Annotated in this window: 24 protein-coding genes; 12 read left to right on the plus strand and 12 right to left on the minus strand. The window is 62.7% G+C overall.

The genetic code is table 11. The features are described 5' to 3' along the window. Nucleotides 1-12: 12 nt before the first annotated feature. A complete protein-coding gene (locus AC1RTQ_RS22650; protein WP_492879085.1) occupies nucleotides 13-960 on the minus strand; it encodes a GGDEF domain-containing protein in 948 nt (315 codons plus the stop codon). Nucleotides 961-1110: 150 nt separating this feature from the next. Next, entirely contained in the window at nucleotides 1111-1386 is a 276-nt protein-coding gene (locus tag AC1RTQ_RS22655; RefSeq protein ID WP_302089763.1) for a VF530 family protein, read from the minus strand. Between the two features lie 240 nt (nucleotides 1387-1626). Here AC1RTQ_RS22655 and AC1RTQ_RS22660 point away from each other — a divergent pair, with 240 nt between their 5' ends. Beyond that, nucleotides 1627-1983, plus strand: a complete 357-nt coding sequence (locus tag AC1RTQ_RS22660) for a cupin domain-containing protein (protein WP_409815773.1) — start codon at nucleotides 1627-1629, stop codon at nucleotides 1981-1983. Nucleotides 1984-2022: 39 nt separating this feature from the next. On the opposite strand, the gene AC1RTQ_RS22665 is transcribed toward AC1RTQ_RS22660, so the two are convergent. Both AC1RTQ_RS22665 and AC1RTQ_RS22670 read right to left on the minus strand, forming a co-directional pair. Further along, nucleotides 2023-2322 (minus strand): putative quinol monooxygenase, encoded by a 300-nt coding sequence (locus AC1RTQ_RS22665; RefSeq protein WP_492879088.1) that lies wholly within the window; start codon nucleotides 2320-2322, stop codon nucleotides 2023-2025. A gap of 162 nt (nucleotides 2323-2484) precedes the next feature. After that, nucleotides 2485-4404 (minus strand): FAD-binding monooxygenase, encoded by a 1920-nt coding sequence (locus AC1RTQ_RS22670; RefSeq protein WP_492879090.1) that lies wholly within the window; start codon nucleotides 4402-4404, stop codon nucleotides 2485-2487. 136 nt (nucleotides 4405-4540) lie between these two features. On the opposite strand from AC1RTQ_RS22670, the gene AC1RTQ_RS22675 reads away from it, so the two are divergent. Beyond that, nucleotides 4541-5059, plus strand: a complete 519-nt coding sequence (locus AC1RTQ_RS22675) for a MarR family winged helix-turn-helix transcriptional regulator (RefSeq protein ID WP_409815775.1) — start codon at nucleotides 4541-4543, stop codon at nucleotides 5057-5059. Nucleotides 5060-5157: 98 nt separating this feature from the next. Here the strand turns inward: AC1RTQ_RS22675 and phnX are convergent, their stop codons facing one another. From phnX to phnD, 5 genes are all read right to left on the minus strand, one after another. Beyond that, nucleotides 5158-6021, minus strand: a complete 864-nt coding sequence (phnX, locus tag AC1RTQ_RS22680; protein WP_492879092.1) for a phosphonoacetaldehyde hydrolase — start codon at nucleotides 6019-6021, stop codon at nucleotides 5158-5160. Next, nucleotides 5999-7168: an iron-containing alcohol dehydrogenase PsrA gene (psrA, locus tag AC1RTQ_RS22685; RefSeq protein ID WP_492879094.1), complete on the minus strand. Its 1170-nt coding sequence runs from the start codon at nucleotides 7166-7168 to the stop codon at nucleotides 5999-6001. The genes phnX and psrA overlap by 23 nt, the downstream gene beginning before the upstream one ends. A 120-nt stretch (nucleotides 7169-7288) precedes the next feature. Then, a complete protein-coding gene (gene phnE / locus AC1RTQ_RS22690; protein ID WP_302089756.1) occupies nucleotides 7289-8125 on the minus strand; it encodes a phosphonate ABC transporter, permease protein PhnE in 837 nt (278 codons plus the stop codon). Further along, the gene (gene phnC / locus AC1RTQ_RS22695) at nucleotides 8122-8967 is read right to left on the minus strand and encodes a phosphonate ABC transporter ATP-binding protein (RefSeq protein ID WP_492879096.1); all 846 of its coding nucleotides are present in this window, start codon (nucleotides 8965-8967) and stop codon (nucleotides 8122-8124) included. The genes phnE and phnC overlap by 4 nt, the downstream gene beginning before the upstream one ends. Continuing rightward, a complete protein-coding gene (gene phnD / locus AC1RTQ_RS22700) occupies nucleotides 8964-9833 on the minus strand; it encodes a phosphonate ABC transporter substrate-binding protein (RefSeq protein WP_492879098.1) in 870 nt (289 codons plus the stop codon). The genes phnC and phnD overlap by 4 nt, the downstream gene beginning before the upstream one ends. A 175-nt stretch (nucleotides 9834-10008) precedes the next feature. Here phnD and AC1RTQ_RS22705 point away from each other — a divergent pair, with 175 nt between their 5' ends. Together AC1RTQ_RS22705 and AC1RTQ_RS22710 are read left to right on the plus strand one after the other, a co-directional pair. Then, nucleotides 10009-10944: a LysR substrate-binding domain-containing protein gene (locus AC1RTQ_RS22705; RefSeq protein WP_492879100.1), complete on the plus strand. Its 936-nt coding sequence runs from the start codon at nucleotides 10009-10011 to the stop codon at nucleotides 10942-10944. Between the two features lie 172 nt (nucleotides 10945-11116). Then, entirely contained in the window at nucleotides 11117-12112 is a 996-nt protein-coding gene (locus AC1RTQ_RS22710; RefSeq protein WP_492879102.1) for a Bug family tripartite tricarboxylate transporter substrate binding protein, read from the plus strand. A 123-nt stretch (nucleotides 12113-12235) separates the two neighbouring features. On the opposite strand, the gene AC1RTQ_RS22715 is transcribed toward AC1RTQ_RS22710, so the two are convergent. Next, a complete protein-coding gene (locus AC1RTQ_RS22715) occupies nucleotides 12236-13402 on the minus strand; it encodes a PA0069 family radical SAM protein (protein WP_492879104.1) in 1167 nt (388 codons plus the stop codon). A gap of 353 nt (nucleotides 13403-13755) precedes the next feature. Here AC1RTQ_RS22715 and rnk point away from each other — a divergent pair, with 353 nt between their 5' ends. Beyond that, complete coding sequence (rnk, locus tag AC1RTQ_RS22720; RefSeq protein WP_492879106.1) at nucleotides 13756-14163, plus strand: nucleoside diphosphate kinase regulator; 408 nt, start codon at nucleotides 13756-13758, stop codon at nucleotides 14161-14163. Between the two features lie 61 nt (nucleotides 14164-14224). Here the strand turns inward: rnk and AC1RTQ_RS22725 are convergent, their stop codons facing one another. Then, a complete protein-coding gene (locus tag AC1RTQ_RS22725) occupies nucleotides 14225-15397 on the minus strand; it encodes an acyltransferase family protein (protein ID WP_492879108.1) in 1173 nt (390 codons plus the stop codon). 250 nt (nucleotides 15398-15647) lie between these two features. Here AC1RTQ_RS22725 and AC1RTQ_RS22730 point away from each other — a divergent pair, with 250 nt between their 5' ends. Then, nucleotides 15648-16232, plus strand: a complete 585-nt coding sequence (locus tag AC1RTQ_RS22730; RefSeq protein ID WP_492879110.1) for a GbsR/MarR family transcriptional regulator — start codon at nucleotides 15648-15650, stop codon at nucleotides 16230-16232. Between the two features lie 10 nt (nucleotides 16233-16242). On the opposite strand, the gene gntR is transcribed toward AC1RTQ_RS22730, so the two are convergent. Continuing rightward, entirely contained in the window at nucleotides 16243-17316 is a 1074-nt protein-coding gene (gene gntR / locus AC1RTQ_RS22735; protein WP_492879112.1) for an HTH-type transcriptional regulator GntR, read from the minus strand. Between the two features lie 182 nt (nucleotides 17317-17498). Between gntR and AC1RTQ_RS22740 the strand changes: the two genes are divergently transcribed. The 6 genes from AC1RTQ_RS22740 to eda all read left to right on the plus strand — a co-directional run bounded on the left by AC1RTQ_RS22740 (nucleotide 17499) and on the right by eda (nucleotide 23557). Beyond that, nucleotides 17499-18035: a gluconokinase gene (locus AC1RTQ_RS22740; RefSeq protein ID WP_302089749.1), complete on the plus strand. Its 537-nt coding sequence runs from the start codon at nucleotides 17499-17501 to the stop codon at nucleotides 18033-18035. Between the two features lie 20 nt (nucleotides 18036-18055). Then, complete coding sequence (locus tag AC1RTQ_RS22745) at nucleotides 18056-18562, plus strand: TRAP transporter small permease (protein ID WP_492879114.1); 507 nt, start codon at nucleotides 18056-18058, stop codon at nucleotides 18560-18562. Between the two features lie 6 nt (nucleotides 18563-18568). Continuing rightward, nucleotides 18569-19849, plus strand: coding sequence for a TRAP transporter large permease (locus tag AC1RTQ_RS22750; protein ID WP_492879116.1), 1281 nt, complete (start codon nucleotides 18569-18571; stop codon nucleotides 19847-19849). A gap of 121 nt (nucleotides 19850-19970) precedes the next feature. After that, a complete protein-coding gene (locus AC1RTQ_RS22755; protein WP_492879118.1) occupies nucleotides 19971-20978 on the plus strand; it encodes a TRAP transporter substrate-binding protein in 1008 nt (335 codons plus the stop codon). Nucleotides 20979-21077: 99 nt separating this feature from the next. Next, nucleotides 21078-22925, plus strand: a complete 1848-nt coding sequence (gene edd / locus AC1RTQ_RS22760) for a phosphogluconate dehydratase (protein WP_492879120.1) — start codon at nucleotides 21078-21080, stop codon at nucleotides 22923-22925. Then, a complete protein-coding gene (eda, locus tag AC1RTQ_RS22765) occupies nucleotides 22910-23557 on the plus strand; it encodes a bifunctional 4-hydroxy-2-oxoglutarate aldolase/2-dehydro-3-deoxy-phosphogluconate aldolase (RefSeq protein ID WP_492879122.1) in 648 nt (215 codons plus the stop codon). The genes edd and eda overlap by 16 nt, the downstream gene beginning before the upstream one ends. The last annotated feature ends 27 nt before the right edge of the window (nucleotides 23558-23584 follow it).

Genomic DNA, 23584 nt, shown 5'->3' on the forward strand with positions numbered 1-23584 from the left:
TTCTGTCAGGCCTCAGGCCAGGCCGTAGTTCGATTGGGTTCCATCCGCCACGACCGCCCGGTGCCCGGCCTGCCGCTTGGCGGCGTACAAGGCCTGGTCCGCGCGGCGCATGATGTCCTCCAGGCTGCTGTCGGTCGGCATGAAATGCGCAATCCCGACACTGAGCGAGGGCACGGGATCGGTCGTGGCATACAGTTGCAGCGCCTGTCGCCCCACCTCCAGCAGCCCTCGCGCCAGGGTGGTGATCTCGGCAATGCTGCGGCCGCCGCACAGCACGGCGAATTCATTGGCACCCAGGCGACCGAACACATGCTCTGGAGCCAGCAAGGCACTCACGGCAGCCGCCAGATCGCGCAGCGCCTGATCCCCTGCGGTATGGCCCAACCCCTCATTGATGGCTCTGAAGTGGTCCACATCAAAGCTCAGGAGACAGGCAGACAGGCCTTGCTGCCTGTGGGCCGCGTAGGCCTGAGCCAGCTCGCGCATAAAGCCCCGGCGATTGCGCAGCCCCGTCAACTCGTCGGTCAGGGTCTGCTCCTGCAACTGCTGCTGCAGGCGCTTGTTGGCCGTGATGTTGCCAGCCACCCAGACGACGGCCTGTTCACCCCAGAACAGCCCCTCCAGGGCACTGATGCGACCTTCGAACCAGATCGTCTCGGCAGGCTCGCCATGGGGCACCCCCAACAGATCGGCTGCGCCAAGCTCGTACTCCACCACCAGCACCCGCTGGCTGCTCAGCGCCTCCCGGATCTGCTGCAGAAACCAGAGCGCCTTGGCAGGAGCCAGCACATCGGCAATGAACTGGCCGACCAGCGCCGTGGCGTCATGGCTGCAGCGCTGGTGTTTGCCGCCAAGGACTGCCGCATAACGACCCGACTCCGTGAAGACCAAGGTGGGGTCCGGCAGGCCGTTGCAGAGGCTTTCGTACTGGCGGGCAATGAAAAATGGGTTGTCAGGCATGGGCGCAAGCAAAGCAGGATCGGGAAATTCGCGAAGAATCGTTTTTTCGACCGCCGGCAGTGACACGGGCGTACCTCGAATAAAGATAACCGCCTGATGGCGGCTGTTCTTTAATCTACATCAAGCTTTAAGTGACGTTCTCACTTTCACTCAGTCCTCAAAGCGCTCCGCTCTTTTCGCGCGCTGCTGCTGCTCGCGCTCATCGGCACGCTGGGTCTGTACATACAGCTGCTCCACCTGTTCGCGCGCCCAGGGCGTCTTGCGCAGAAACTTCAGGCTCGAGGAAATGCTTGGATCCTGATTGAAGCAGCGCACGGGCACGCGGCGCCCCAGCTCGCGCCAGCCGTAGTAATCCACCAGATCGGTAACGATGCGCTCAAGCGTCAGCCCATGCAGCGGGTTGCGCGGTTGTTCTTGGGAAGTCATGGGCGCATTGTCGGGGAATCGCTCCACAAGAGTCTGCTCCGGGGACAAGCGCCAGGCCGCACCGGCCACAGTGCCCCTGTGGGGACATATCAGGTGCGCCACGCCAATGGCATGGATTTAGCTTTCCTGCGCAACGACAAGAGATCACACTTTGGACAACCGGCCTGAGAGACGGCCAGCCGCAGCGGGCGCGAACGCAGTTTGCCTCGATGGCCGTGACCAGGCGTGAAGGAGCATCGGATGTCCAACCAACAGCAAGTCCCCGAAACCCGGGGGGTGGCAGTGCAAATGCTGGCCACGCTCGACCTCGGCCCCGAGATCGAAGGCATGGCGGGACGCCAGCTTCGCATGCGCTTGGTGACCATGGCACCCGGCGGCGTGTTCGGCCCGGTTCACGACCACAGGGACAGGCCCGGCATGGTCTATATCCTCCAAGGATGCATCACCGACCATCGAGATGGCGTGGCCACCGACTATGGCCCGGGCGTGGGCTGGCCCGAAGACCGAAACACCACGCACTGGCTGGAAAACCGTTGCGCCGTGACGGCGGTGGAAATATCGGTCGACATCATCAGGCTGCAGCCAGGCACGAACTAGGCGCTTCACGCCGGCTGGCACCGCCTTGCCGCAGCCAGCTCAGGTGGCGCGCGGTGTCTGCACCTCGTAGAGCTTCAGATCCCTCTGTCCGATTCCCAGCTCCGGCCAGACGGTGCGCCAGGCCTGGATATGCGCGGATGCGAAATGGGCATCCAGCGCCGCCTGATCCGCCCACAGCTCCTTCACATGGATCAGCCCCGGCACCAGCACATCCTCGGCATAGCCGTACTCAAGACAGCCCGGCTCGGCGCGCGAGGCGTCCACCATGGCACGCATGGCGGGCAGGGCAAGGGCCAGGTTCTCGGATGGCAAACGCACCGTCCCCACGATCAGCAGCATGTCTTCTCCTTTTCAACACAGGCAAACATCGTAGCAAGCAGCGCTCACTCATCCTGCCCCGGACGCAAAAAAGGGAGGGCCATGCCCTCCCTGAAACACCTTGGAACGTGTTCACGTTCTTGCAGGCGTTGATGCGGCTCAGCAGCCCTTGGCCTGGGGCCCTCAGGCGCGCATGAAAGACTCGAAATAGGCGCTCAGTGCAGCGTGATCGCCCAAGGGCAGAACCTGGGCCACATACTGGTCGGGGCGCACCACCACCAGAGCGCCCTGCTGGCGGTCGATGCCGCGCAGCGCGAAGATGTCCTGGCCGGCATTCTTCAGATCGGGGCTGAACACCTTTTCATAGTCGATCATGCCCAGTTGCCCCTTGGAGGGCAGCAACAGGGATGGCAATGTCTCCAGCGCCACCTCGGTATAGGCCTGCGGGAAGATGGCGCGCAAATCGAAGATGCTGTCGATATCCTGGCCGGCTGGCGTGAAGCGGCGCAGCGGCGATGCCGCGTCGCCCTCCAGGAAGCGGCACAGCGCCAGCAGGCCGGACTCGGGCTGCGCCAGGTCGTTCTGGCCTGCAAACGCATACAGGCGCCAGCGGCCATCAGCCTTGCCGCAGTGGCCCAGCTGCACGGGCTTGGCGTCGGAAACGCGCACCACCGGCGCAGAATGAAAGCGCATGCCCACGGTGAAGCCGCTGGCCAGCGCCTGATGCGTGGCCTGCCCCGTCAGCAGCGAGGGCGCATAGTGCGTGCCGACGCCGGCCGTGAAGCGGCCATGCTGCTCGAAGTACTTCTGGAACTCCTTGGGATCCACACCGCCCTGGCCGCCTTCCTTGGCCGGGTCGCTGAACATCTTGGCCCATTCGCGGTCGAAGTCGATCAGTTGCTGGGCCACGACCTGGCGCTCGGACGAATAGGTATGCAGCAGCTCGGGCGCACATTGCTGGCGCAGCACGGCGGCCAGCTTCCAGCCCAGGTTGAAGCTGTCCTGCATGGAGAAATTCATGCCCTGGCCAGCCTTGGGGCTGTGGGTGTGGCAGGCATCGCCGGCGATGAAGACGCGTGGCAGCGGCGAGTCCGGTGTGGCCACGGCATCGGCCACATCGTCATATTTGGCGCAGATGCGCTGGCCGATCTCATACACCGACCACCAGGGCACATTCTTGACTTCGAGCTTGTAGGGATGGAGCACGCGCTGGGCGGTTGCTATCAGCTGCTCCACCGTGATGTTGCGGCTGGCCACGCGTTCATCGGCATCCAGCTTGTCCATCTCCACATAAAAGCGCACCAGATGACCTCCTTCGCGCGGGATGATGAGCACATTGCCCTGCTCGGACTGAATGGCCACCTTGTAGCGCACATCGGGGAAGTCCGTCACGGCCAGCACATCCATCACGCCCCAGGCCTGATTGGCCGAATCGCCGACCAGTTGACGGCCGATGGCCCGGCGCACATTGCTGCGCGCGCCGTCGCAGCCCACCACATAGCGGGCCTGCACGGTTTCGATCTGACCGGCATGGGCGGCGTCGCAGCGCTCCAGCGTCACGGTGACCGGATAGTCCGCTGCGCCGTGGTCGATCTTCACATCCAGCACGCGGCGAGCGTAGTGCGGCTCCAGACGGCTGGGCGAGTTGCGCATGCGCTCCAGATAGTGGTCGTGCACGCGCGCCTGGTTCAGGATGACGTGGGGAAACTCGGACAGACCGTCTTCCGTGTCCTGCACCCGGCCATGGCGGGCGATGCGGCCGGGCTGGCCGGGGTCGGGCTTCCAGAAAGTGACGTCGTTGATCCAGCAGGCCTCCTTGAGGATGGAGTCGGCAAACTCGAAGGCCTCGAACATTTCCATGGTGCGGCAGGCAATACCGTCGGCCTGGCCCAGCTCCATCGGGCCATCCTTTTGTTCCACGATGCCGGTGCGGATATCGGGAAAGGCCGCCAGTTGCGCGGCCAGCGTCAGGCCGGCAGGGCCGCAGCCCACGATCAGCACGTCGACCTGCGAGGGCACGGCCTCGGTATGGGCATGGGCCAGCGGCGAAGCCGGAGCGATCAAGGGGTTGCCGGGACGAAAACCGTTCAAATGAAACTGCATGGAGGCCTCAAGTTCTTCAAGTGCGCAGACGCCAGTGTCTGCCCAATCAGTATGTACACAGATAGTATGTATACATACCAAACGCATGCATCGTATTATCCGAGCCTTGAAATGCCAACCCCACCTAGGGAAAACCATGATTAATTCTTCACTGCCAAACGCTGCCTCAGACAGCGCCAGCAGCCCCTCCTTGTTTCCACGACTGGAGGTGGAAACCTTTCCCGGCCACGGCATACGCCGCCTGCAACAGGTGGCCGTGGCCGTGTTCAGCCAGGCCACGGAGGCCTGGGGCGTGACGCCGCTGCAATTTGCCGTGCTGCAAAAACTGGTGCATCTGCCGGGCATCGACCAGCGCACGCTGAGCATGGAAGTGGGCTTTGACAAATCCACCATCGGCGGCGTGATCGACCGCCTGGAAGCACGCGGTCTGCTGCAGCGCCAGCACACCGCCAAGGATCGCCGCGTGCGTCTGCTGTCCCTGACACCCGAGGGCCAGGCCCTGCTGGCCGACGCCGGCCCGTCCGTGCTGCAAGCCCAGCAGCAGATGCTGGAGCCGCTGAGCGAGACCGAACGTGAGCTATTCACGCAGTTGATGCGCAAGGTCATCGAGCATCACGAGCAGCTCGATCCCGTGGCGCAGACGCCTGAGGGCTGAGACCCAACCGCAGAAAAAAAGCCCCGGGCCATCAGGCCTGGGGCTTGGCTGTTCGGGGCAGGACTTGCAACCAGATCTGCAAGCTCCCGAACCGGGTCCTAGAACGGCATTTTTCCGGCACGCATCTCGGAGGCGATCTGCACCAGCACGGCCGGCAGATCGGCCACGCTGCGCACCACATAGTGGGCTCCGGCCTTTTTGAACTTGGCTTCGGCCACGGCGACACGGGCCTCGACCTCCTCCTCGGGCGCCCTGGCAAACTCCTGCACGCTATAGCCGACCTCGTTGCCCGACAGGCTCAGGCCCACCGTCCACATGCCTGCGCGCAGACCTTCCTCGATGCCGGGCACGGTGTCGTCCACCTTCACGCAGGCACGCACATCGCCGATACCCAGCGCCAGCACATTGGCCAGTGCCATGAAGGGGCCGGGGCGACCGCCGGCTTCCAGCTCGTCGCCCGCCACCACATAGTCGGGCTTGAGGCCTGCGCCCTCGGCCTGCGGCAGCAACTGGTTGAGCACTTCGCGCGGGTAGCCCGAGCAGGAGCCGACCTTCAGGCCCTGGGCACGCAGCCATTGCAGCGTCTGCACCGCGCCGTCGATGGGTGCCGAGAACTCTCCCACCTTGGCAATCTGCAAAGGCATGAAGCGCGCGTAGATGGCGTCCACATCCTCATCGGTCGGCGTCCGGCCAAAAGCGGTCTGCCACTGCGCAGCAATGCTTTCATCTTGCAGCAGCTGGTGGATATGGTCCCATTTGGACAGGCCCATGGGGCCGCGTGCCTGGGCCAGGGTGATGGTGATGCCGAAGCTGGCAAAGGCTTCGACAAAAATCTGCGTGGGTGCGAGCGAGCCAAAGTCCACCAGCGTGCCGGCCCAGTCAAAGATGACGGCTTGCAGCGGCGACAGATCGGCAGAGGGCTGGGAGAGCACCAGAGTTTCAGCTTGAGCGATGGATTTCATGGTTTTCAGTGGTGGCTTCAAGGGGATGGAAAGCGGAGACCGGTTCGGGTTCCGCGACTCGGTTCAGGGAGCGAATGAAGTTGCGGCCGCGCGGGCCGCTGGCGGCTTTTTGCACCATGGCGCTCCAGTCCTCGGGCGGCACGCCATAGTGGGCCGGATCGGTGGCAACGCCCAGCCCTTGCAGAACGCCGCGCAGATGCTCGATGGCCGCAGCAGGCGTGCTGGCATCGAAGATGGAGAGCAAGGCCGCATCGGCCGCAGCGTCTGCGCCCAGCGCCATCTCCAGCACCAGGGGCAGGCTGAACGAGCAGGCCAGACCGTGCGGCACGCCATGCTGCAGCGTGATGTCGTAGGACAGCGAATGCGCCAGAGCGGTCTTGGTGTTGGAAAACGCCAGGCCGGCCATCAGCGCTGCCTCGGCCATCTCGCTGCGCAGCTGCGCACTGCCAAGATCCTGCATCAGCGCGGGCAGCGTGGCCAGGGTGCGGCGGGCCGACTGCACGGCCAGCGCCATGGAGACCGGGTTGCGGTTCACGTTCCAGATGGATTCCAGCGCATGCGACAGCGCATCCAGACCCGAGGCCAGAGTGGCACCGGCCGGCAGGCTGGTCATCAGCTCGGCATCGATCACCGCAGCCTCGGGCCAGGTGCAGGACTGGTGCAGCGAATACTTCTGGCCGGCGGCCTGATCCCAAATCGTGGCCCAGGGCGTGACTTCACTGCCCGTGCCGGCCGTGGTGGGGATGGCGATCAAGGCCTTGTGCCCTTCCTGACTCAACTGGCCGCCCCGCTTGAGCAGCGCCAGCAGGTCGGCAAACCGGCCACCGGGCGTATGGCAGATCAAGGCCTTGGCCGAGTCGATGGCGCTGCCGCCGCCCAGGGCCACGATCACGGGCACCTCGGCATGGTCACGCTGCACCTGCTCGTACAGCGGCGCCAGCCACTGCACATCGGGATTGGGGGCAATGCGGTCGATCACGCCGCGCAGTTGCGCTCCCAGCAGTTGACGCATGCGCTGCACCAGGCCCAGGCTTTCGGCCTCGGGAAAAGTGACCAGCAGGCAGCTGCGCCCGGCCAGCAAGGCCGGCAGCTGATCGAGACTGTTGCGACCCACGCTGATGTGTACGGGGTTGTGATAGGTCCACACGAGAAAGCCCTTTGACGTTTTTTGAGCGAAATCAGCCCTTGACGCTTATTTAACAAGCGCTGATAGCTCATATTTTTGATGTTTTCAAGCACTGCGGCGCACGCCGGCACCGCAGCGGAATCAGTGGCGAGCGCCCTGCTGTATGCGGCTGCGCAGCCAGTGGGATGCCATGTCTGCGGCAATCACCATCACCGTGATGACGATGATGCAGGTCGCGGTTTCCTGGTAGCGGAACAGCTTGAGGCTGCTGACCAGCTCGAAGCCCAGACCGCCCGCGCCCACCATGCCCAGCACGGTGGCCGAGCGCAGATTGACCTCGAAGCGGTAGAGCACCACGGCAATCCAGGCGGTGATGACCTGGGGCACCACGCCGAAGGCAATGATCTGCAGCTGGCTCGCTCCGGCGCTGCGCAGGGCCTGCAGCGGGCCATCGTCGATCTCCTCGATCGCCTCGGCAAAGAACTTGGCCAGCATGCCCATGCCATGCAGGGCCAGGGCCAGCACGCCGGGGAAAGGGCCCAGGCCTACGGCCGAGACAAACACCAGCGCCAGAATCAGCTCGTTGATGCTGCGGATCACATTAAGAAACTGGCGCGTGATGCGGCGCAGCCAATGCCAGCCGTGCAGATTGCCGGCTGCGACAAAGGACAGCGGCAGCGCCAGGATCACGCTGAGCAAAGTGCCCCAGATGGCGATCTGTATCGTCTCCAGTGCCGGTGCCCACAGGCGCGGCAGCATGCTCCAGTCGGGCGGCACCGAGCGCGAGAGAAAGTCACCAATCTGCGGCATGCCACCCGCCAGCTCGCTCCAGCTCATCTGCGCGCCCGCTGCGCTCCATTGCAGCACCCAGGCGATGAACAGGGCCAGCGCGGCATAGCCCAGCCAGCCGCTCTTGCCTTGCGGGCGTGCGGCCGTCCATTGCCAGCGGTCTGGCTGTTTCAGGCTCTGACTGTTCATTGCAGACCTCCTGCAACCGCCGCTGGCGACATCGCCCCGGGCAGCCAGTTGCCGGCTGCGGTGCTGCTGACATGCAGCGCACCGCCCTGCTCTGCCGCATGTCCGGCGGGCTGCGGCTCGCCGCTGTAGATGGCGTTGAGCGCGGCCTCGTCCAGTTGCTCTGGCACGCCATCAAACACCATGCGCCCCTGGGACAGGCCGACAATGCGATCGCCAAACTCCCGCGCGTAATCGACCTGGTGCAGATTGCAGACCACGGCAATGCCCAGCTCGCGCGTGGCATCGCGCAGATACTGCAGCACGCTGCGCGCGGTCTTGGGGTCCAGGCTGGCCACGGGCTCGTCGGCCAGAATCACCTGCGGCTGCTGGGCCAGTGCACGGGCAATGCCCACGCGCTGCATCTGCCCGCCCGAGAGCGCCTCGGTGCGCTCATCGGCCTTGTGGGCCAGGCCCACGCGCTGCAGGCAGGCGTCGGCCAGCGCGATATCGCTTTGCCTGAACAGCTGCAGCACCGAGGCCAGCGTGCCGACCTGGCCCAGCCGCCCCGTGAGCACGTTCTTGCGCACCGACAGGCGCTGCACCAGGTTGTGGTGCTGGAAGACCATGGCCACATGGCGGGCCAGCTCGCGGCGCGAGTGCCTGCGCATCAGGTCGATACCGCCCACCTGCAGCTGGCCGCTGTCGGGCTGGTTCAGCCCGTTCATGCAGCGCAGCAAGGTGGACTTGCCGGCACCCGACAGGCCCAGCATGACGACGAACTCGCCGGCTTTCACCTCCATGTCTATGCCATGCAGCACATGGTTGCTGCCATAGCTTTTGCGCAGATTGCGGATGCTGATCATTTCATCTTCCCGAGGTCCAGGTTCAGCGCCTTGGCAGTCTGGCGCACCACGTCATAGGCCTGATCGTTGGTGGGCGCAAAACCATTGAGCTCGCCACGGTCGCCCCAGGGCAGACCCTTGATCTCGGCCAAAGCCGCAGCCACTTTCTTCTTGGTGGCTTCGTCCAGATTCCTGCGCCAGGCCATGGGCGACTCGGGTATGTCCTTGGAGCGCCAGATGATCTGGAAATCCTCGGCCTTCACATGGCCCTTGGCGACGGCCGTCTGGAAGATGGGATCGGCCACGGCCGCCGCATCCACCTTGCCGTTGGCCACGGCCATGATGCTGGCGTCGTGCGAGCCCGAGAAGATCACGCGGGAGAAATACTTGTCGGTATCGATGCCCTCGGCCTTGAGGCCGGCCTTGGGAAACAGATGGCCCGATGCCGAGCTGGGATCGACAAAGGCAAAGGTCTTGCCCTGCAACTGGGGCACGGTGCCCAGGCCCTTGTCCTTTTTGCTGATGATGATGCTGTTGTACGAGCTCTTGCCCGATTTCTTGGCCACGGGAATGGCGAATGCCTCGGCATTTGCCAGTTGGCTGGCCAGCACATAGGAGAAGGGCCCGAAATAGGCCACGTCGATCTTGCCCGAGCGCATGGCCTCGATCACGCCGTTGTAGTCATTGGCCACAAAGGGCTTGATCTTCAGGCCGGTCTTGGCAGCCAGTTGGTCCATGACCTGCTGGCTGGCGCGCATCATGGCCTGGGCGTCTTCGGAGGGGATCAGGCCCACGCGAAGCTCGGTGGGCTGCTGCGCCATGACGGCAGTGGTGGCAGCAAGCGTCAGGCTGGCGGCTGCGGCTTTGAGCCAGGTTTTGCGGGTCATCGTCACGGAATTCATCCTTTGCATGTGCGTCTGAAGTGCAGCTTTTCCGGGCTGCCGTCGCACCGTCATTGCAGTGCGTTGACGCAAATATTAGGGACGACATATGACTGTCATGTGAAGGTTTCAGAATCAGTTTTGACAGATTCCATAGATCAAACCTTGAGATGAAACCTGCATGAGCACCGCCCGCTACCGAGCCTTTATCGCCGTGGCCCAGCAAGGCAGCCTGAGCGCTGCCGCCCGCGCCCTGGGCGTGAGCCAGCCCACGGTCTCCAGCCAGATCGCCACGCTGGAGCGGCAAAGCCAGATTGAGCTCTTCCACCGCCAGGGCTATCGCATGACGCTCACCGGTGCCGGCCACAAGCTCATGACGCTGGCGCAGAAGCTGCTCGTACTGGAGGCTGAAACCGAGTTCTTTCTGCGCGACTCGGGCCAGCTCAACCAGGGCGAACTCAAGATCGGCGCCGTGGGGCCGTTTCATGTGATCGAGATGGTGGCGGCCTACAGCGCCCGCCATCCCGGCATGAAGCTGTCGATCCGCATGGGCAACTCGCAGCAGGTGCTGCACGATCTGGAGAACTACACCACCGATGTGGCGGTACTGGCCGGTCTGTATGACAGGCCCGAGTTGCTGGCGCGCGAATATGCGCGCCACGCCATCATCTTGTTTGCCCATGTCGACCATCCGCTGGCAAGGCGCGAGCAGGTCGAACTGGCCGAGCTGCACGGCCTGCCGCTCTTGCTGCGCGAGCAAGGCTCGACCACGCGCACGGCCATAGAGGCAGCACTGCAGGCGGCCGGTGTGAAGCCCCGCACCCAGCTGGAGATCGGCAGCCGCGAGGCCATACGCGAGGCCGTGGCGCGCGGCCTGGGCATCGGTGCCGTGTCCGAGGCCGAATTCATTGCCGACCCGCGCTTCAGGCCCGTGCGGATTGCCGGCAACCCAGCCAGCACAACCACCTATGTCTATTGCATGAAGGATCGCAGCGAAAGCCTGCTGGTGCGCTCTTTCTTCAAGGCCATTGAAAGTAACGGTGGCGCCGATCTGCCCTCTGTCCGGCAGACCGCTCCAAAACCCTTGAAAGCCCCAACGGCCAAGAAGCTGGCGTAATTCGTCAAACCCTCTGCCCTCCTTGCACCGAGAATTTTTGACAGCGCTGCTCGGGCAGCCAGCTCCCGGCCGGCGACAGGGCTGCAGATTTGCCCTCGACAAAGCACTCTCCGCAGAGCGTTCATCGACGCAGCGGACAGGCTGCCGGGCAGTCAAAACAGAGGAGACAAAGATGAAGCAAACCATGCCCTGGAGGGCCATTGCACTGGCAAGCTGCCTGAGCCTGAGTGCTGCCACCATGCCGTTGACCGCCAATGCTCAGCAAGCGCTCTGGCCCGTCAAGCCCTTACGCCTGGTGGTCGGCGGCCCGGCCGGCGGCAATGCCGACTCGCTGGCGCGCCTGCTGGCCGACGGCATGCAAAAGCAGCTGGGCAAACCGGTGATTGTCGAATCCAAACCCGGCGCAGCCGGCGTGCTGGCCGTCAACGACCTGCTGGCCAACGGCAAGGATGCCCATACGTTCTTGCTGATCCAGGGCGGCATCGTCAGCGAGACGCCGCTGGCCTACAAGGTCAGCTACCAGCCGTTCAAGGATCTGAAGCCACTGGCCCAGCTCAGCCGCAACGGCCTGGTGCTGATTGCCAACAAGGACTTCCCGGCCAGCAATCTGCAGCAGCTGGCCGACTACGGCAAAAAGCAGTCCGACGGACTGGACTTTGCCTCGTATGCCACGGGCATGCGCGGCCATACCTCGGGCATGCTGCTGGGACAGTTGCTCAATATCAAGATGAAGCACCTGGGCTACAAGGGCTCTCCCCCGGCGCTCAGCGACCTCATGGGCGGCCATGTGCCGCTGATGATGGACGGGCTCACCACCGCCCTGCCGCTGATCAAGGCCGGCAAGGTCAAGCCGCTGGCCGTGAACTACCCCACGCGCATGGTGCAACTGCCCGATGTGCCCACCTTCAAGGAACTGGGCTACCCGCAACTGTCCGAGGTGAGCTGGTTCGGCGTCTGGTCGCGCCCCGATATCCCTGCCGATGTGCAGGCCAGGGTCAGAGAGATCGCGCTGCAGTATTTCAAGCAGCCCCAGGTCGAAGCCAGACTCAGGGACATGGGCATGGAACCCGGCACCGACGCGACCCCGGAAGCGCTGATGAGCGAACTGCAGAAGGCCTATCAGCGCCAGCAGGCCTTGCTCAAGTCCATTGATTACCAGCCTCAGTAAACAGTTCAGGAGCCCAAAAGGCCGGAGTCACGCCAGATTCCGGCTTTTTTTGCAGCGAGGCAGCAGCTCGCTGCGTAGACCCGTTCCGGGTCGGCACGCAACGAAATGAAATGAGACGAGACATCAGAAAAGACTTTGCTGCGGCGACAGCAAGGAATGATGGTACTGATCGCAGTCCAGTTGCACGCGCTCACGATTCAGCCCAAGCTTGCGGCAGGCCAGTGCAAAGCGTTGCGCCAGCATATCGGCCCAGGCGCCTGTTCCCTTCATGCGCTGACCGAACCTGCTGTTGTAGACCTTGCCCTCGGCTCTGCCCGCTTCGCTGATCCCATGCAGATCTCGCACACGCTCCATCACGCGTTGGGCGCGCTCGGGATAGTGCAGCATCAGCCATTCATTGAACAGCGGAGCCACTTCCCACGGCAGACGCAGCACTGCATAAAAAGCCTGTCTTGCACCTGCCTCGCTGGCTGCGGCCAGCACCTGCTCCATATCGTCGTTCAGGAACGGAATCTGCGGTGCCAGGCTGACGCCTACGGGTATGCCTGCCTCGCTCAGGGTCCGAATCATGCGCAGCCGCCGATGCGGCGCAGCGGCGCGTGGCTCCAGCTTCCGGGCCAGCTCGGGCTGCAAGGTGGTCAGCGTCACATAAACGGCCACCAGATGCTGCTGTGCCAGCGGCACCAGCAAATCAAGGTCTCGTTCGATGCCACTGCCCTTGGTGACGATGGAAAACGGATGCCTGGCCTGCGCCAGAACCTCTATCACGCGGCGCGTCAACCCGACTTCGCGCTCCACAGGCTGGTAGCAGTCCGTGACCGAGCCGAGCATGATGGGCGCCGCCACATGGCTGGACCGGGATAACTCGGCGCGCAGCACCTCGGGCAGGTTCTCCTTGGCAATCAGCCGGGTTTCGAAATCCAGCCCCGGTGAATAGCCCAGATAGCTGTGACTAGGGCGTGCATAGCAATAAATGCAGCCATGCTCACACCCTCTGTAGGGATTTAGCCCCAGATGAAAAGGCAGATCGGGCGATTCGTGGCGGCTCAGGGCTGATTTAGCCCGCTCCCACTCCAGATGGGTGCACCAGGTCTTGACCTCCTCGCCCACTTCGCTTCCTTCATCCTGTTCGGACTTGCCCCAGCCGTCATCGAAGCCCTGGCGCAGCTCCCGCGCAAACCGGTGCGTGATCTGGCTGGCGGCCCCTCGCCCCTTAATGGGCCGCATCGGTCGCACCGGCACATCGACCTGAATGGAGTCCAGTGCGGGGGATGAAGAAAGTTTTTGCATAAAAAAACTGTACATAAATACAGTTATTCATTGCAAGAAATCGGTACTGACCATGGCTGCATTCCGGTCAATACAGCGAGAGTTGATTGAGCCAGATTTGGATAAAAACGACTGCTTCCCTTGTTCCGTGCGCGTAGCACGCTCCATTAGCTAGAGCAAGTTCAAAGTCAATCCGCACTCAGTGGGTGCGAGATGGCTTGGCAGTTTGCGATTCAGCGCCGACAATTCCCTCAGCGCACCAAGTTGGTGCTTTTCACTGAATGCCTTGGCCCGGACAACACCGTTGCCCGGGCTTTTGTCCGTTTGCGCAACGCCAAAGCGCCAACCACACCATCTCGCAAGGGAGTTACTACATGGAGCGCAAGCCCAATATCACTCTGTCCTCCTTGGACCTGGATCGCATTGAATCGCTGCTGGAAAAGAGCAACAGCCAGTTCCCCGGCCGTGATGCACTGGAGGCGGAGCTGGACCGTGCGGATGTGCTCGACCCCGCAGAAATACCCGCCAACGTGGTGACGATGAACTCCACCGTGCGCTTCACCATTCTCGAGATCGCCAAGACCAATACGCTGACACTGGTCTACCCCAAGGATATGGATGGCAGCGCCGACAAGGTTTCCATCTTTGCGCCTGTAGGCATCGCCCTGCTGGGCCTGTCGGTGGGTGATGAGTTCAAGATGCCCAGCCCTACCGGCCAGGTAACCGTGCGCGTGGATGCCATCGAGTTCCAGCCCGAAAGCGCGGGCGAGCTCCATCGCTGAACCGGCTCACCCAACAAAAAAGCAGCTCACTGGAGCTGCTTTTTTGTTGCCGGGCTCAGACTCAGCGCAAGCCCGCCACCATGGTGGTCAGCAGACCCGCGCCGATCAAGCCTGCCTGCCAGCGCAGAGCCTGACTCCATGACGAAACATGGCGCTCCACCAGTTGGTACAGCGCGTAGCCGGCGGTCAGTGAAAGCACAAAGGCAAACGGGATGCCCACCACCGCAGCAGTGACCGAGCCATGCCAGAAATGGTTGACCACCGCATTGACCAGCAGGCAGATCGAAAAGTGAATCAGGAACACCGAGTAGGAGATCTCTCCCAGGCGACGCAGCGGAGCTAGACCCTGCCAGCGGGCAATGGCCTCGGTACGCATGCAGACGATGAGCAGCATCGCAGTCACGCCGGCGAGAAAAATGCGGTCGCGCCACTCATAGACCAGCGCGCCGATGATCATTGCAGCAATCAGCAGGCCCCAGCTCCAGGCCGTCAGGCGCCTGTCTGCCGCCACTGCCCAGAAGGCCATCATGCCGACGCCATAAGCGCCCATGAAATAAATCGCCCAGACATCCAGGTCAGCATCGAGATTGAAGCTCAGCAACGAAGCTGCCGTCCCCACAACCACCAGCCCCTGCATGCCAGTCACGGCCCAGGGCCACCAGCGCTTCATGGCCATATCGCCCCAGCGCTTCAGCGCCCATTGCTGCAGCCAGCGCACGCCGGCCAGCAGCAACACGGTGCCCGCAAACAGCTGAAAGTCGATGGAAACATACCAGACGCCAGCCGACAGTGACTCCTCGCCCACAATGCCCTGCAGCAGCAAAGCATGGGCCATGAGCTGCCATAGACCGGGGTCGGCAGACACGGACTCGTGGTCGAACCAGGGACGAATCGCCGCAGACACCACAATCGTCACCACCAATGCCACGGCATAAGGCACGACCAGGCGCACAAAGCGCTTGCCGATCTTGGACCAGGGCGAATCAAACCGTGCCAGCCCTTGCGGAGCAAGGCTGGCAGCAGCCAGAAAGCCGCCGATCACCAGAAAGATCTGCACGGCCATGCGGGCGTACTCATAGAGCCAGTCCAGCAGATCGGGCATGACGGGGTGAGCCACATCGGACATGGGACCGTAGAAAGCCAGGTGATGCCAGACGATGGCCGCACAAGCCAGGCCTTTGGTGCAGTCGATCAGGGCGCTACGGGAATGAGAGGAGTTATAACTTTGAGCCATCAGATCACGGCCGCCCGCAGCCCATGGGCTGCCCGGCGACAGGGTGAGTTTGCCCGGCAACAGGCAACGTAAAAAAGCCGACTTAAAACAGGATGGCGATTTTGCGCCGATTCCCAACAATTTGCTGACAGCGTTGCAAGTTTTACGAAACATATCTGAGGGGGCTTCATGCGCCAAGCATGAAAAAAACAGAGCGATTGCACTCCGGCTTGATTTCCCTGCCCCACTGGAAACCCCGGGCAAAGGCACAATGGAGGCCATGACGCAAGCCAAACCACTGTCGGAGCTGAGCCGACAATTTGTTTCGCATTTCGGCGAGATGGGCAGCCGCTGGGGCATCAATCGCACCGTGGGGCAGATCTATGCCCTGCTGTTCATTTCGCCCGAACCGCTGAACGCAGACCAGATTGCCGACACACTGGAATTCTCTCGCTCCAATGTGAGCATGGGGCTCAAGGAGCTGCAGGCCTGGCGGCTGGTTCAGCTGCGTCACCAGCCCGGCGACCGGCGCGAGTACTTCCAGGCACCCGAGGATGTCTGGGAAATCTTCAAGCGACTGGCCGAAGAGCGCCGCCGCCGAGAGATCGAACCCACGCAATCCATGCTGCGCGCTGCCATGATGGAAGAAGCCAGCACCGACGAAGAACGCTACGCACAGCAGCGCATGCGCGATATGCACGAACTCATCGACAAGCTGATGAGCTGGTTTGACGATGTGCAGCGTCTGTCGCCAGAGACCGCCATGCAGCTCATGGGCATGGGCTCGGCCGTGACGCGACTGCTGGACCTGAAGGACAAGATTATCGGGCGAGGCAAGTCAGGCACGGAAGCCTGACACCGACCACTCAGGTGCTGGCCCTGGGCACCAGCCTGAAGCCCAGATCCACGCTGGCCTCTCTGACGGTGTCTCCTGCCAGCAATTGCAGCAGCATGCTGGCAGCTTTTCTGCCCACTTCATCTCTGGGTGTATGGATGGTAGTCAGAGGCGGCACCATCTGATCACTGCCAGGCAGGTCGTTGAACCCGGCGATCGCCACCTGCTGCGGCACCTTGACCCCCATGCGGTTGGCCTCCAGCAACGCGCCTTGTGCAATGTCGTCGTTGCAGAAAAAGATGGCATCAACCGTGTTGCGGGCCTTGAGAAGCGTCTCGAACTGCCTTGCACCCAGCGCCAGCGATGAGCGCTCGGGGCTGAGAATCTCCAGACTCTGGTCATACAGACCCGCATGTTTGAGTACCTGCCGATAGCCCTCCAGGCGCTGCATGACACGCGCATCGAGCTGGGCTCCGCAAAAAGCGATGCGTCTGTATCCCTTGTCCAGCAGATGACGGGTCATTTCAGCGCCCGCTGCAATCTGAGAAAAACCAACGCTGTAGCAATCGGAAGCGGTGCCGGGATCGCGCAACTCCATGAGATGCACGCGCGGCACGGGATTGGCAGCCAATAATTTCCGCGACTCTTCGCTGTGGTCAAAGCCGGTCAGCAACAGGCCGGCAGGCCGCATGGGTAGATAGGCCCTCAACAGCTGCTCTTCTTCCGCCGGGTCGTAGTGAGTCACACCGATCAGCATGTGATAGCCCTGGGCAAACAGCACCTTGTGCACAGCCTCCAGGACCTCCACAAACAAGGTGTTGGAGAGCATCGGCACGAGCACCAGCACCTGGGTGCTTTTTTGCGAGGCCAGTGCACGCGCTGCCAGATCAGGCACATAACCCAGAGAAGCCGCAACCTCGCGCACTTTATCGACCAGGGCAGCAGCCACTCTTCGCTCTCCGCGCAAGGCTCTGGAGACCGTCATCGGGCTCACGCCTGCAGCCTGTGCCACATCGCTGAGGGTGACACGCCCGCTGGCACGAGATCGCCTTGAAGAAGCGCTGTCGGCCGGGGATTCACTCTTGGTATGGGTCTCGGAAGGCAAGGGAATCTCCTAATCAAATGCCTGAGGTCTTTTGGGTATGATAGCGCTATCCAGACTTGAAATGAAGTCTGAAAAAGCAGCTTGATGAAAGCACTGACTTGCCTTCGACCAAGGTCTGAAGCCAATCGCAGAAAGCACCAGGCTGCTCATTTTTTAACCACATCGGATAGCGCTATCCAAAAATGATTCAAAGCAAGATCCAGCCCCAGGGCACCCTGTCGGCACTGGTCGTCATGGGAGTTTCCGGCTGCGGCAAATCGAGCGCAGGAGAAGCCATCGCCCGTCAACTGGGGTGGGCCTTGGTGGAAGGAGACAGCTACCACTCCCCTCAGAGCGTGGCCAAGATGCAGGCCGGCATTGCCCTGACCGATGCCGACCGCGAAGGCTGGCTGGAGCGTCTGGCGCAGCGACTGGCTCAGGCAGATGCCGAACACGGCCTGGTGCTGACCTGCTCGGCGCTCAAGCGCAAGTACCGCGACCAGTTGCGCAGCGCCCAGCAGCTGGGTTTTGTGTTTCTCGATCTCGACTACGCCACGGCCCTGGAACGCGTCCAGACCCGACCCGGGCATTTCTTCTCGCCCGACCTGGTGGCCAATCAGTTCACGACACTGGAAGACCCGCGTCAGGAGCCCGATGTTCTGACCGTCAGCGCCACCATGAACCTCAACGACATCGCGCTCAAGGCTCGGCAATGGGCAAGGCGCGAGTCCCAAGCATAAAAAACAGCAGGAGACAGCCAATGTCTGAAGATCACAAAGAGGCACAGGCTCGCAAGCCATGGCTCAAGCGCCTGGCCGAAGGCCTGATGGTGCTGGCCCTGGCCGGCATGGTGGTGGCCGTTTTCGTCAACGTGGTGCTGCGCTACGTTTTCCACACCAGCATCGTCTCCTATGAGGAGATCTCGCGCCTGCTGTTTGTGTGGCTGGTGGCCATCGGTGCCATCGTGGCGGCCTTTGAAGGCGCCCATCTGGGCTTCGACATGGTGACATCGCGGGTCGACCCGATCACCCGCAAAGTTCTGTTCTGGGTCTCGCAGCTGCTGATCGGTACCTGCATGGCCTTGCTGCTGTGGGGCTCCTGGGAGCAGGTTATTGCCGGCTGGAGCAGCTACAGCACCGTGCTGGGCTATCCCCTGGCTCTGGGTGCAGCGGCGACGCTGGTGCTGGCCATAGGCATGCTGCTGGTCGTGGTGCGCGACATGCTGCGCGGCACCCCGACCGAGTCTTCTGAAACCAGCGTGGAGTAAGACGCCATGATCGTCACCCTGATTTTTCTCTCCGTGCTGATCGGCGGCATGGTGATCGGCATGCCGATTGCCCATGCACTGATACTCACCGGTGTCGCACTGATGTGGCACCTGGACTTTTTCGACACCCAGCTGCTCGCCCAGAATCTGCAAGCCGGGTTCGACAATTTCCCGCTGCTGGCCGTGCCCTTCTTCATCCTCGCGGGTGAGCTGATGAATGCCGGCGGCCTGTCGCGCCGCATCATCGATCTGGCCCGCGCCTTCGTCGGTCACATTCCGGGCGGCCTGGGTTATGTGGCCATCGGCGCAGCCGTGCTGCTGGCCTCGATGAGCGGATCGGCCATTGCCGACACGGCCGCGCTGGCCACCATTTTGCTGCCGATGATGCGCGACCAGAAGTATCCTGACAGCTACAGCGCCGGTCTGCTGGCTTCGGGCGGTATCATCGCCCCCATCATTCCGCCTTCGATGCCGTTCGTGATCTACGGCGTCACCACCAACACCTCCATCAGCAAGCTGTTTCTCTCGGGAGTGGTTCCCGGCCTGTTCATGGGCAGCTTTCTGATTGCCGCCTGGTGGTTCATCGCGCGTAAATACCAGCTGGCCTCGGGTGAACGCGTGAGCTGGGGTCTTCGCGTCAAGGCACTGGTCAAGAGCTTCTGGGCCATGATGATGCCGGTCATCATTCTGGGTGGCCTCAAGGGCGGAGTCTTCACACCGACCGAAGCCGCCGTGGTGGCTGCGGTCTACGCGCTGTTCGTGTCCATGGTGGTCTATCGGGAGATGAGCTGGAGCAGGCTCTACGAAGTCTTTCTGGGCGCCGCCAAGACCACCGCTGTGGTGATGTTCCTCTGCGGTGCGGCCACTGTGACCGCCTACATGATCACGCTCGCCGACCTGCCCAATATGCTGGCCGACAGCTTTTCGGGCCTGCTGGATCAGCCCATGCTCTTCATGGCCGTGATGATGCTCTTCCTGCTGGTGGTCGGCACCGCCATGGATCTGACCCCGACCATTCTGATCTTCGGTCCGGTCTGCGCGCCGCTGGCCGTCAAGGCCGGCATCGATCCGGTGTACTTCGGCTTCATGTTCATCTATGTGGGCTGTATCGGCCTGATCACCCCTCCGGTGGGCACGGTGCAGAACGTGGTGGCCGGGGTTGGCAGGCTGCGCATGGAGACCGTGATCAAGGGCACCAATCCCTTCCTGATGGTTTATGTGCTGCTGGCAGTGCTCTTCGTGATCTTCCCTCAGCTGGTCACGGGCCCGCTCAAATGGATGCACTGAGAACGGCATTCGATTCATGAAAGCTCTTAAATTCATAGCATGGTGCGCACTGCAATCAAGCGCATCACGGCAGTTCCAATTTCATCAAAGGGCCCAGGCCCAAACAAGCAAGGAGACGGGTATGCGTATCAAATTTGCAGTCGCAGGACTCACGGCAATGCTGCTGGCCGCAGGCGCCGTTCAGGCGCAGGACTTCAAACCCCGCCTGGTGCGGTTCGGCTATGGCCTGGTGGAAGACTCCAACCAGGGTCGTGCGGTGCGCATGTTCGCCAAGGAAGTGGAAAAGGCCAGCGGCGGCAAGATGAAGGTCCGCGCCATCGGCAACGCCTCACTGGGCTCGGACACCCAGATGCAGCAGGCCCTGATCGGCGGTGCCCAGGAAATGATGGTCGGCTCCACCGCCACGCTGGTGGGCCTGTCGCCCGAAATGGCGATCTGGGACACCCCTTTTCTGTTTGCCAACACCAAGGAGGCCGATGCCGTGCTGGACGGCCCCGTGGGAGAGAAGGTCAAGGCCAGCCTGGAGCCCAAAGGCATGGTGGGTCTGGTCTATTGGGAAAACGGCTTTCGCAATCTGACCAACAACAAGCGCCCCATCACCAAGCTGGAAGATCTGCAGGACGTGAAGCTGCGCGTGATGCAGAACAATGTCTTCCTGGACAGCTTCAAGACCCTGGGCGCCAATGCCGTTCCCCTGCCCTTCTCCGAGCTGTTCACGGCGCTGGAAACCAAGGCCGTGGACGGTCAGGAAAACCCCTTCAACACCGTGCTCTCTAGCAAGTTCTATGAAGTGCAGAAGTACCTGACCGTCTCCAACCATGTCTACAGCCCCTGGATCGTGACGGTCAGCAAGAAGTGGTGGGACACGCTGAGCCCTGCCGAGAAGAAGGTGCTGCAGGACGCTGCAATCAAGAGCCGTGAATTCGAGCGCAAGGACACGCGCGAAGAAGCCGCCAAGGCTCTGGCCGAGATCAAGACCAAAGGCATGCAGGTCAACGAACTGCCGGCCGCAGAAGCAAGTCGCATGCGCGACAAGCTCGGCGCCGTCAATGCCGGCATTGCCAAATCCGTAGGTCAAGGCACCTGGGACTCTGTGCAGACCGCTGTCAAGCAAGCCCGCGCCAAATAAGCGCGCAACCATGGAGCCATGCCCCACGCATGGCTCTGACTCATTCCAAGACAATGCCTGCGCCCGAAGCACAGGCATTGCTGCCCAAGGACTTTCATCATGGCACTTCACCCCGTTCTGGACCAGGTGACGCGGCGCATCCAGGAGCGCAGCCGCGCCAGCCGCTCCGACTATCTGGCACAGGTCGATGCCATGGCCTCGCGCCCTCCTCAGGTACGCACCATGGGCTGCGCCAATGTGGCCCATGCCTTTGCGGCGCTGCCCGGCACGGACAAGATTCGCATCGTTGAGGAAAAAGGCCCCAATATCGGCATCGTCACGGCCTATAACGATGTGCTCTCCGCCCATGCGCCGTTTGCGCATTACCCCGATATTCTGAAAGATGAAGCCAGACGCAACGGCGCCACGGCCCAGGTGGCCGGCGGTGTGCCCGCCATGTGCGACGGCGTGACCCAGGGCATGCCGGGCATGGAGCTGAGCCTGTTCAGCCGCGACACGATTGCGATGTCCACCGCCGTGGCTCTCACGCATGACACATTCGATGCGGCCCTGATGCTGGGCGTGTGCGACAAGATCGTTCCCGGCCTGCTCATCGGCGCTCTGCATTTCGGCCACCTGCCCATGGTGTTCGTGCCTGCCGGCCCCATGACTTCGGGCCTGTCCAACAGCGACAAGGCCAAGGTGCGCGAGCAGGCGGCGCAGGGACTGGTCGGCCGGCAGGAGCTGCTGGCGGCAGAAAATGCGGCCTATCACGACCAGGGCACCTGCACCTTCTACGGCACGGCCAACAGCAATCAGATGCTGCTCGAAGCCATGGGGCTGCATGTTCCCGGCACAGCCTTCATCAACCCCGCCGACACCGAGCGCGAACTGCTCACGCGCGAAGCCATGCGCACCGTGCTGTCCATCACCCGGAGCCGCCGCTTTGCCCCCATAGGGCATGTCGTAGACGAGCGCTGCATCGTCAACGCCATGGTGGCCCTGCTGGCCACCGGCGGCTCCACCAACCACCTGATCCATTGGGTCGCCGTGGCCCGAGCTGCCGGCATCGTCATCGACTGGGATGATTTCGAGCAGCTGTCCGCAGTGGTTCCTCTGCTGGCCCGCGTCTACCCCAATGGCAGCGCCGATGTGAATCAGTTCCAGGCCGCAGGCGGCCCCGGCTACGTGATCGCCCAGTTGCTGCAGGCCGGACTCATGCATGGCGACGTGCTCACGGTGAGGCCCGAAGGGCTGGCCGCCTTCGGGCGCATTCCCCATGTCGAAAACCATCAGCTGCACTGGCAGGATGCGGGCATCTCCGGCGATGACACTGTTCTGCGCCCCGCCAGTCGTCCCTTCAGCCCTACGGGTGGGTTGAAGCTGCTCAAAGGCAATCTGGGCCGCAGTGTCATCAAGATCAGCGCCGTACCGGAAGATCGCCACACACTGCGGGCACCTGCATGGGTCTTTGATTCCCAGGATGAGCTGCAGGCGGCCTTCCAATCCGGTGCGCTGGAGCAGGCCTGCCAGACCAATGGCTTCGATGGCATCGTCTGTGTGGTGCGCTGGCAGGGGCCGCAGGCCAACGGCATGCCCGAGCTGCACAAGCTCACCCCTCCGCTGGCCGTTCTGCAGGGCAAGGGCTATGCCGTGGCCCTGGTCACCGACGGCCGCATGAGCGGCGCATCGGGCAAGGTTCCGGCAGCCATCCATGTCAGTCCCGAAGCACTGGCAGGCGGCCCGCTGGCCAAGGTGCAAAGCGGCGACATCATGGTGCTCGACGCCCCCGCCGGTCTGCTGCAGGCCGAGCTGACCGATGCCGAATGGGAGGCCAGACCGCTGGCCATCATGCCCGCCGAGCTGCAGCACGCCAATCACCGCGGCATGGGCCGTGAACTGTTTGCCGGATTCCGGCGCAATGCGCTGAGCGCAGAAGAAGGAGCTTGCACATGGCTGCTCAAATGACCGCCTTGTCCATCATGCAGGATGCACCGGTGATTCCGGTCATCGTGCTGCACAGCACGGAACATGCAGTGCCCATGGCCAAAGCACTGCTGGCAGGCGGCATCCGGGTTCTGGAGGTCACGCTGCGCACGCCTCAGGGTCTGGCCTGCATAGAAGCCATCGCCAAACAACTGCCCGAAGCCATCGTCGGTGCGGGCACCGTGCGCAATGCGGCCGATGCCGCAGCGGCAGCTCGGGCCGGCGCCAGGTTTGCCGTCAGCCCTGGCTACACCGGCAAGCTGGGCCAGGCCTGCCGCGATCTGGACCTGCCGCTGCTGCCCGGTGTCGCAACCAGCAGCGAAATCATGATGGCTCAGGAAGACGGTTTTACCGAGCTCAAGTTCTTCCCCGCCGTGCAGTCCGGCGGCATCCAGATGCTGAAGGCCTGGCAAGGTCCGTTCGGGGAGCTGCGTTTCTGCCCCACGGGCGGCATTTCGCCCAGCAACGCGGCGGAGTTTCTGGCGCTGTCCAATGTGGTCTGCGTGGGCGGCTCCTGGCTGGTCCCCGCCAATGCCGTGGAGAGTGGCAACTGGTCGCTGATCACCGAGCTGGCTCGGGCTACGCAAGCGCTGAGAGGCTCCCGCACGGCCTGAGCAGGACAAGGCCTGGTCCATAAAAAA

The sequence above is a fragment of the Comamonas sp. GW821-FHT11H03 genome, assembly GCF_058807955.1.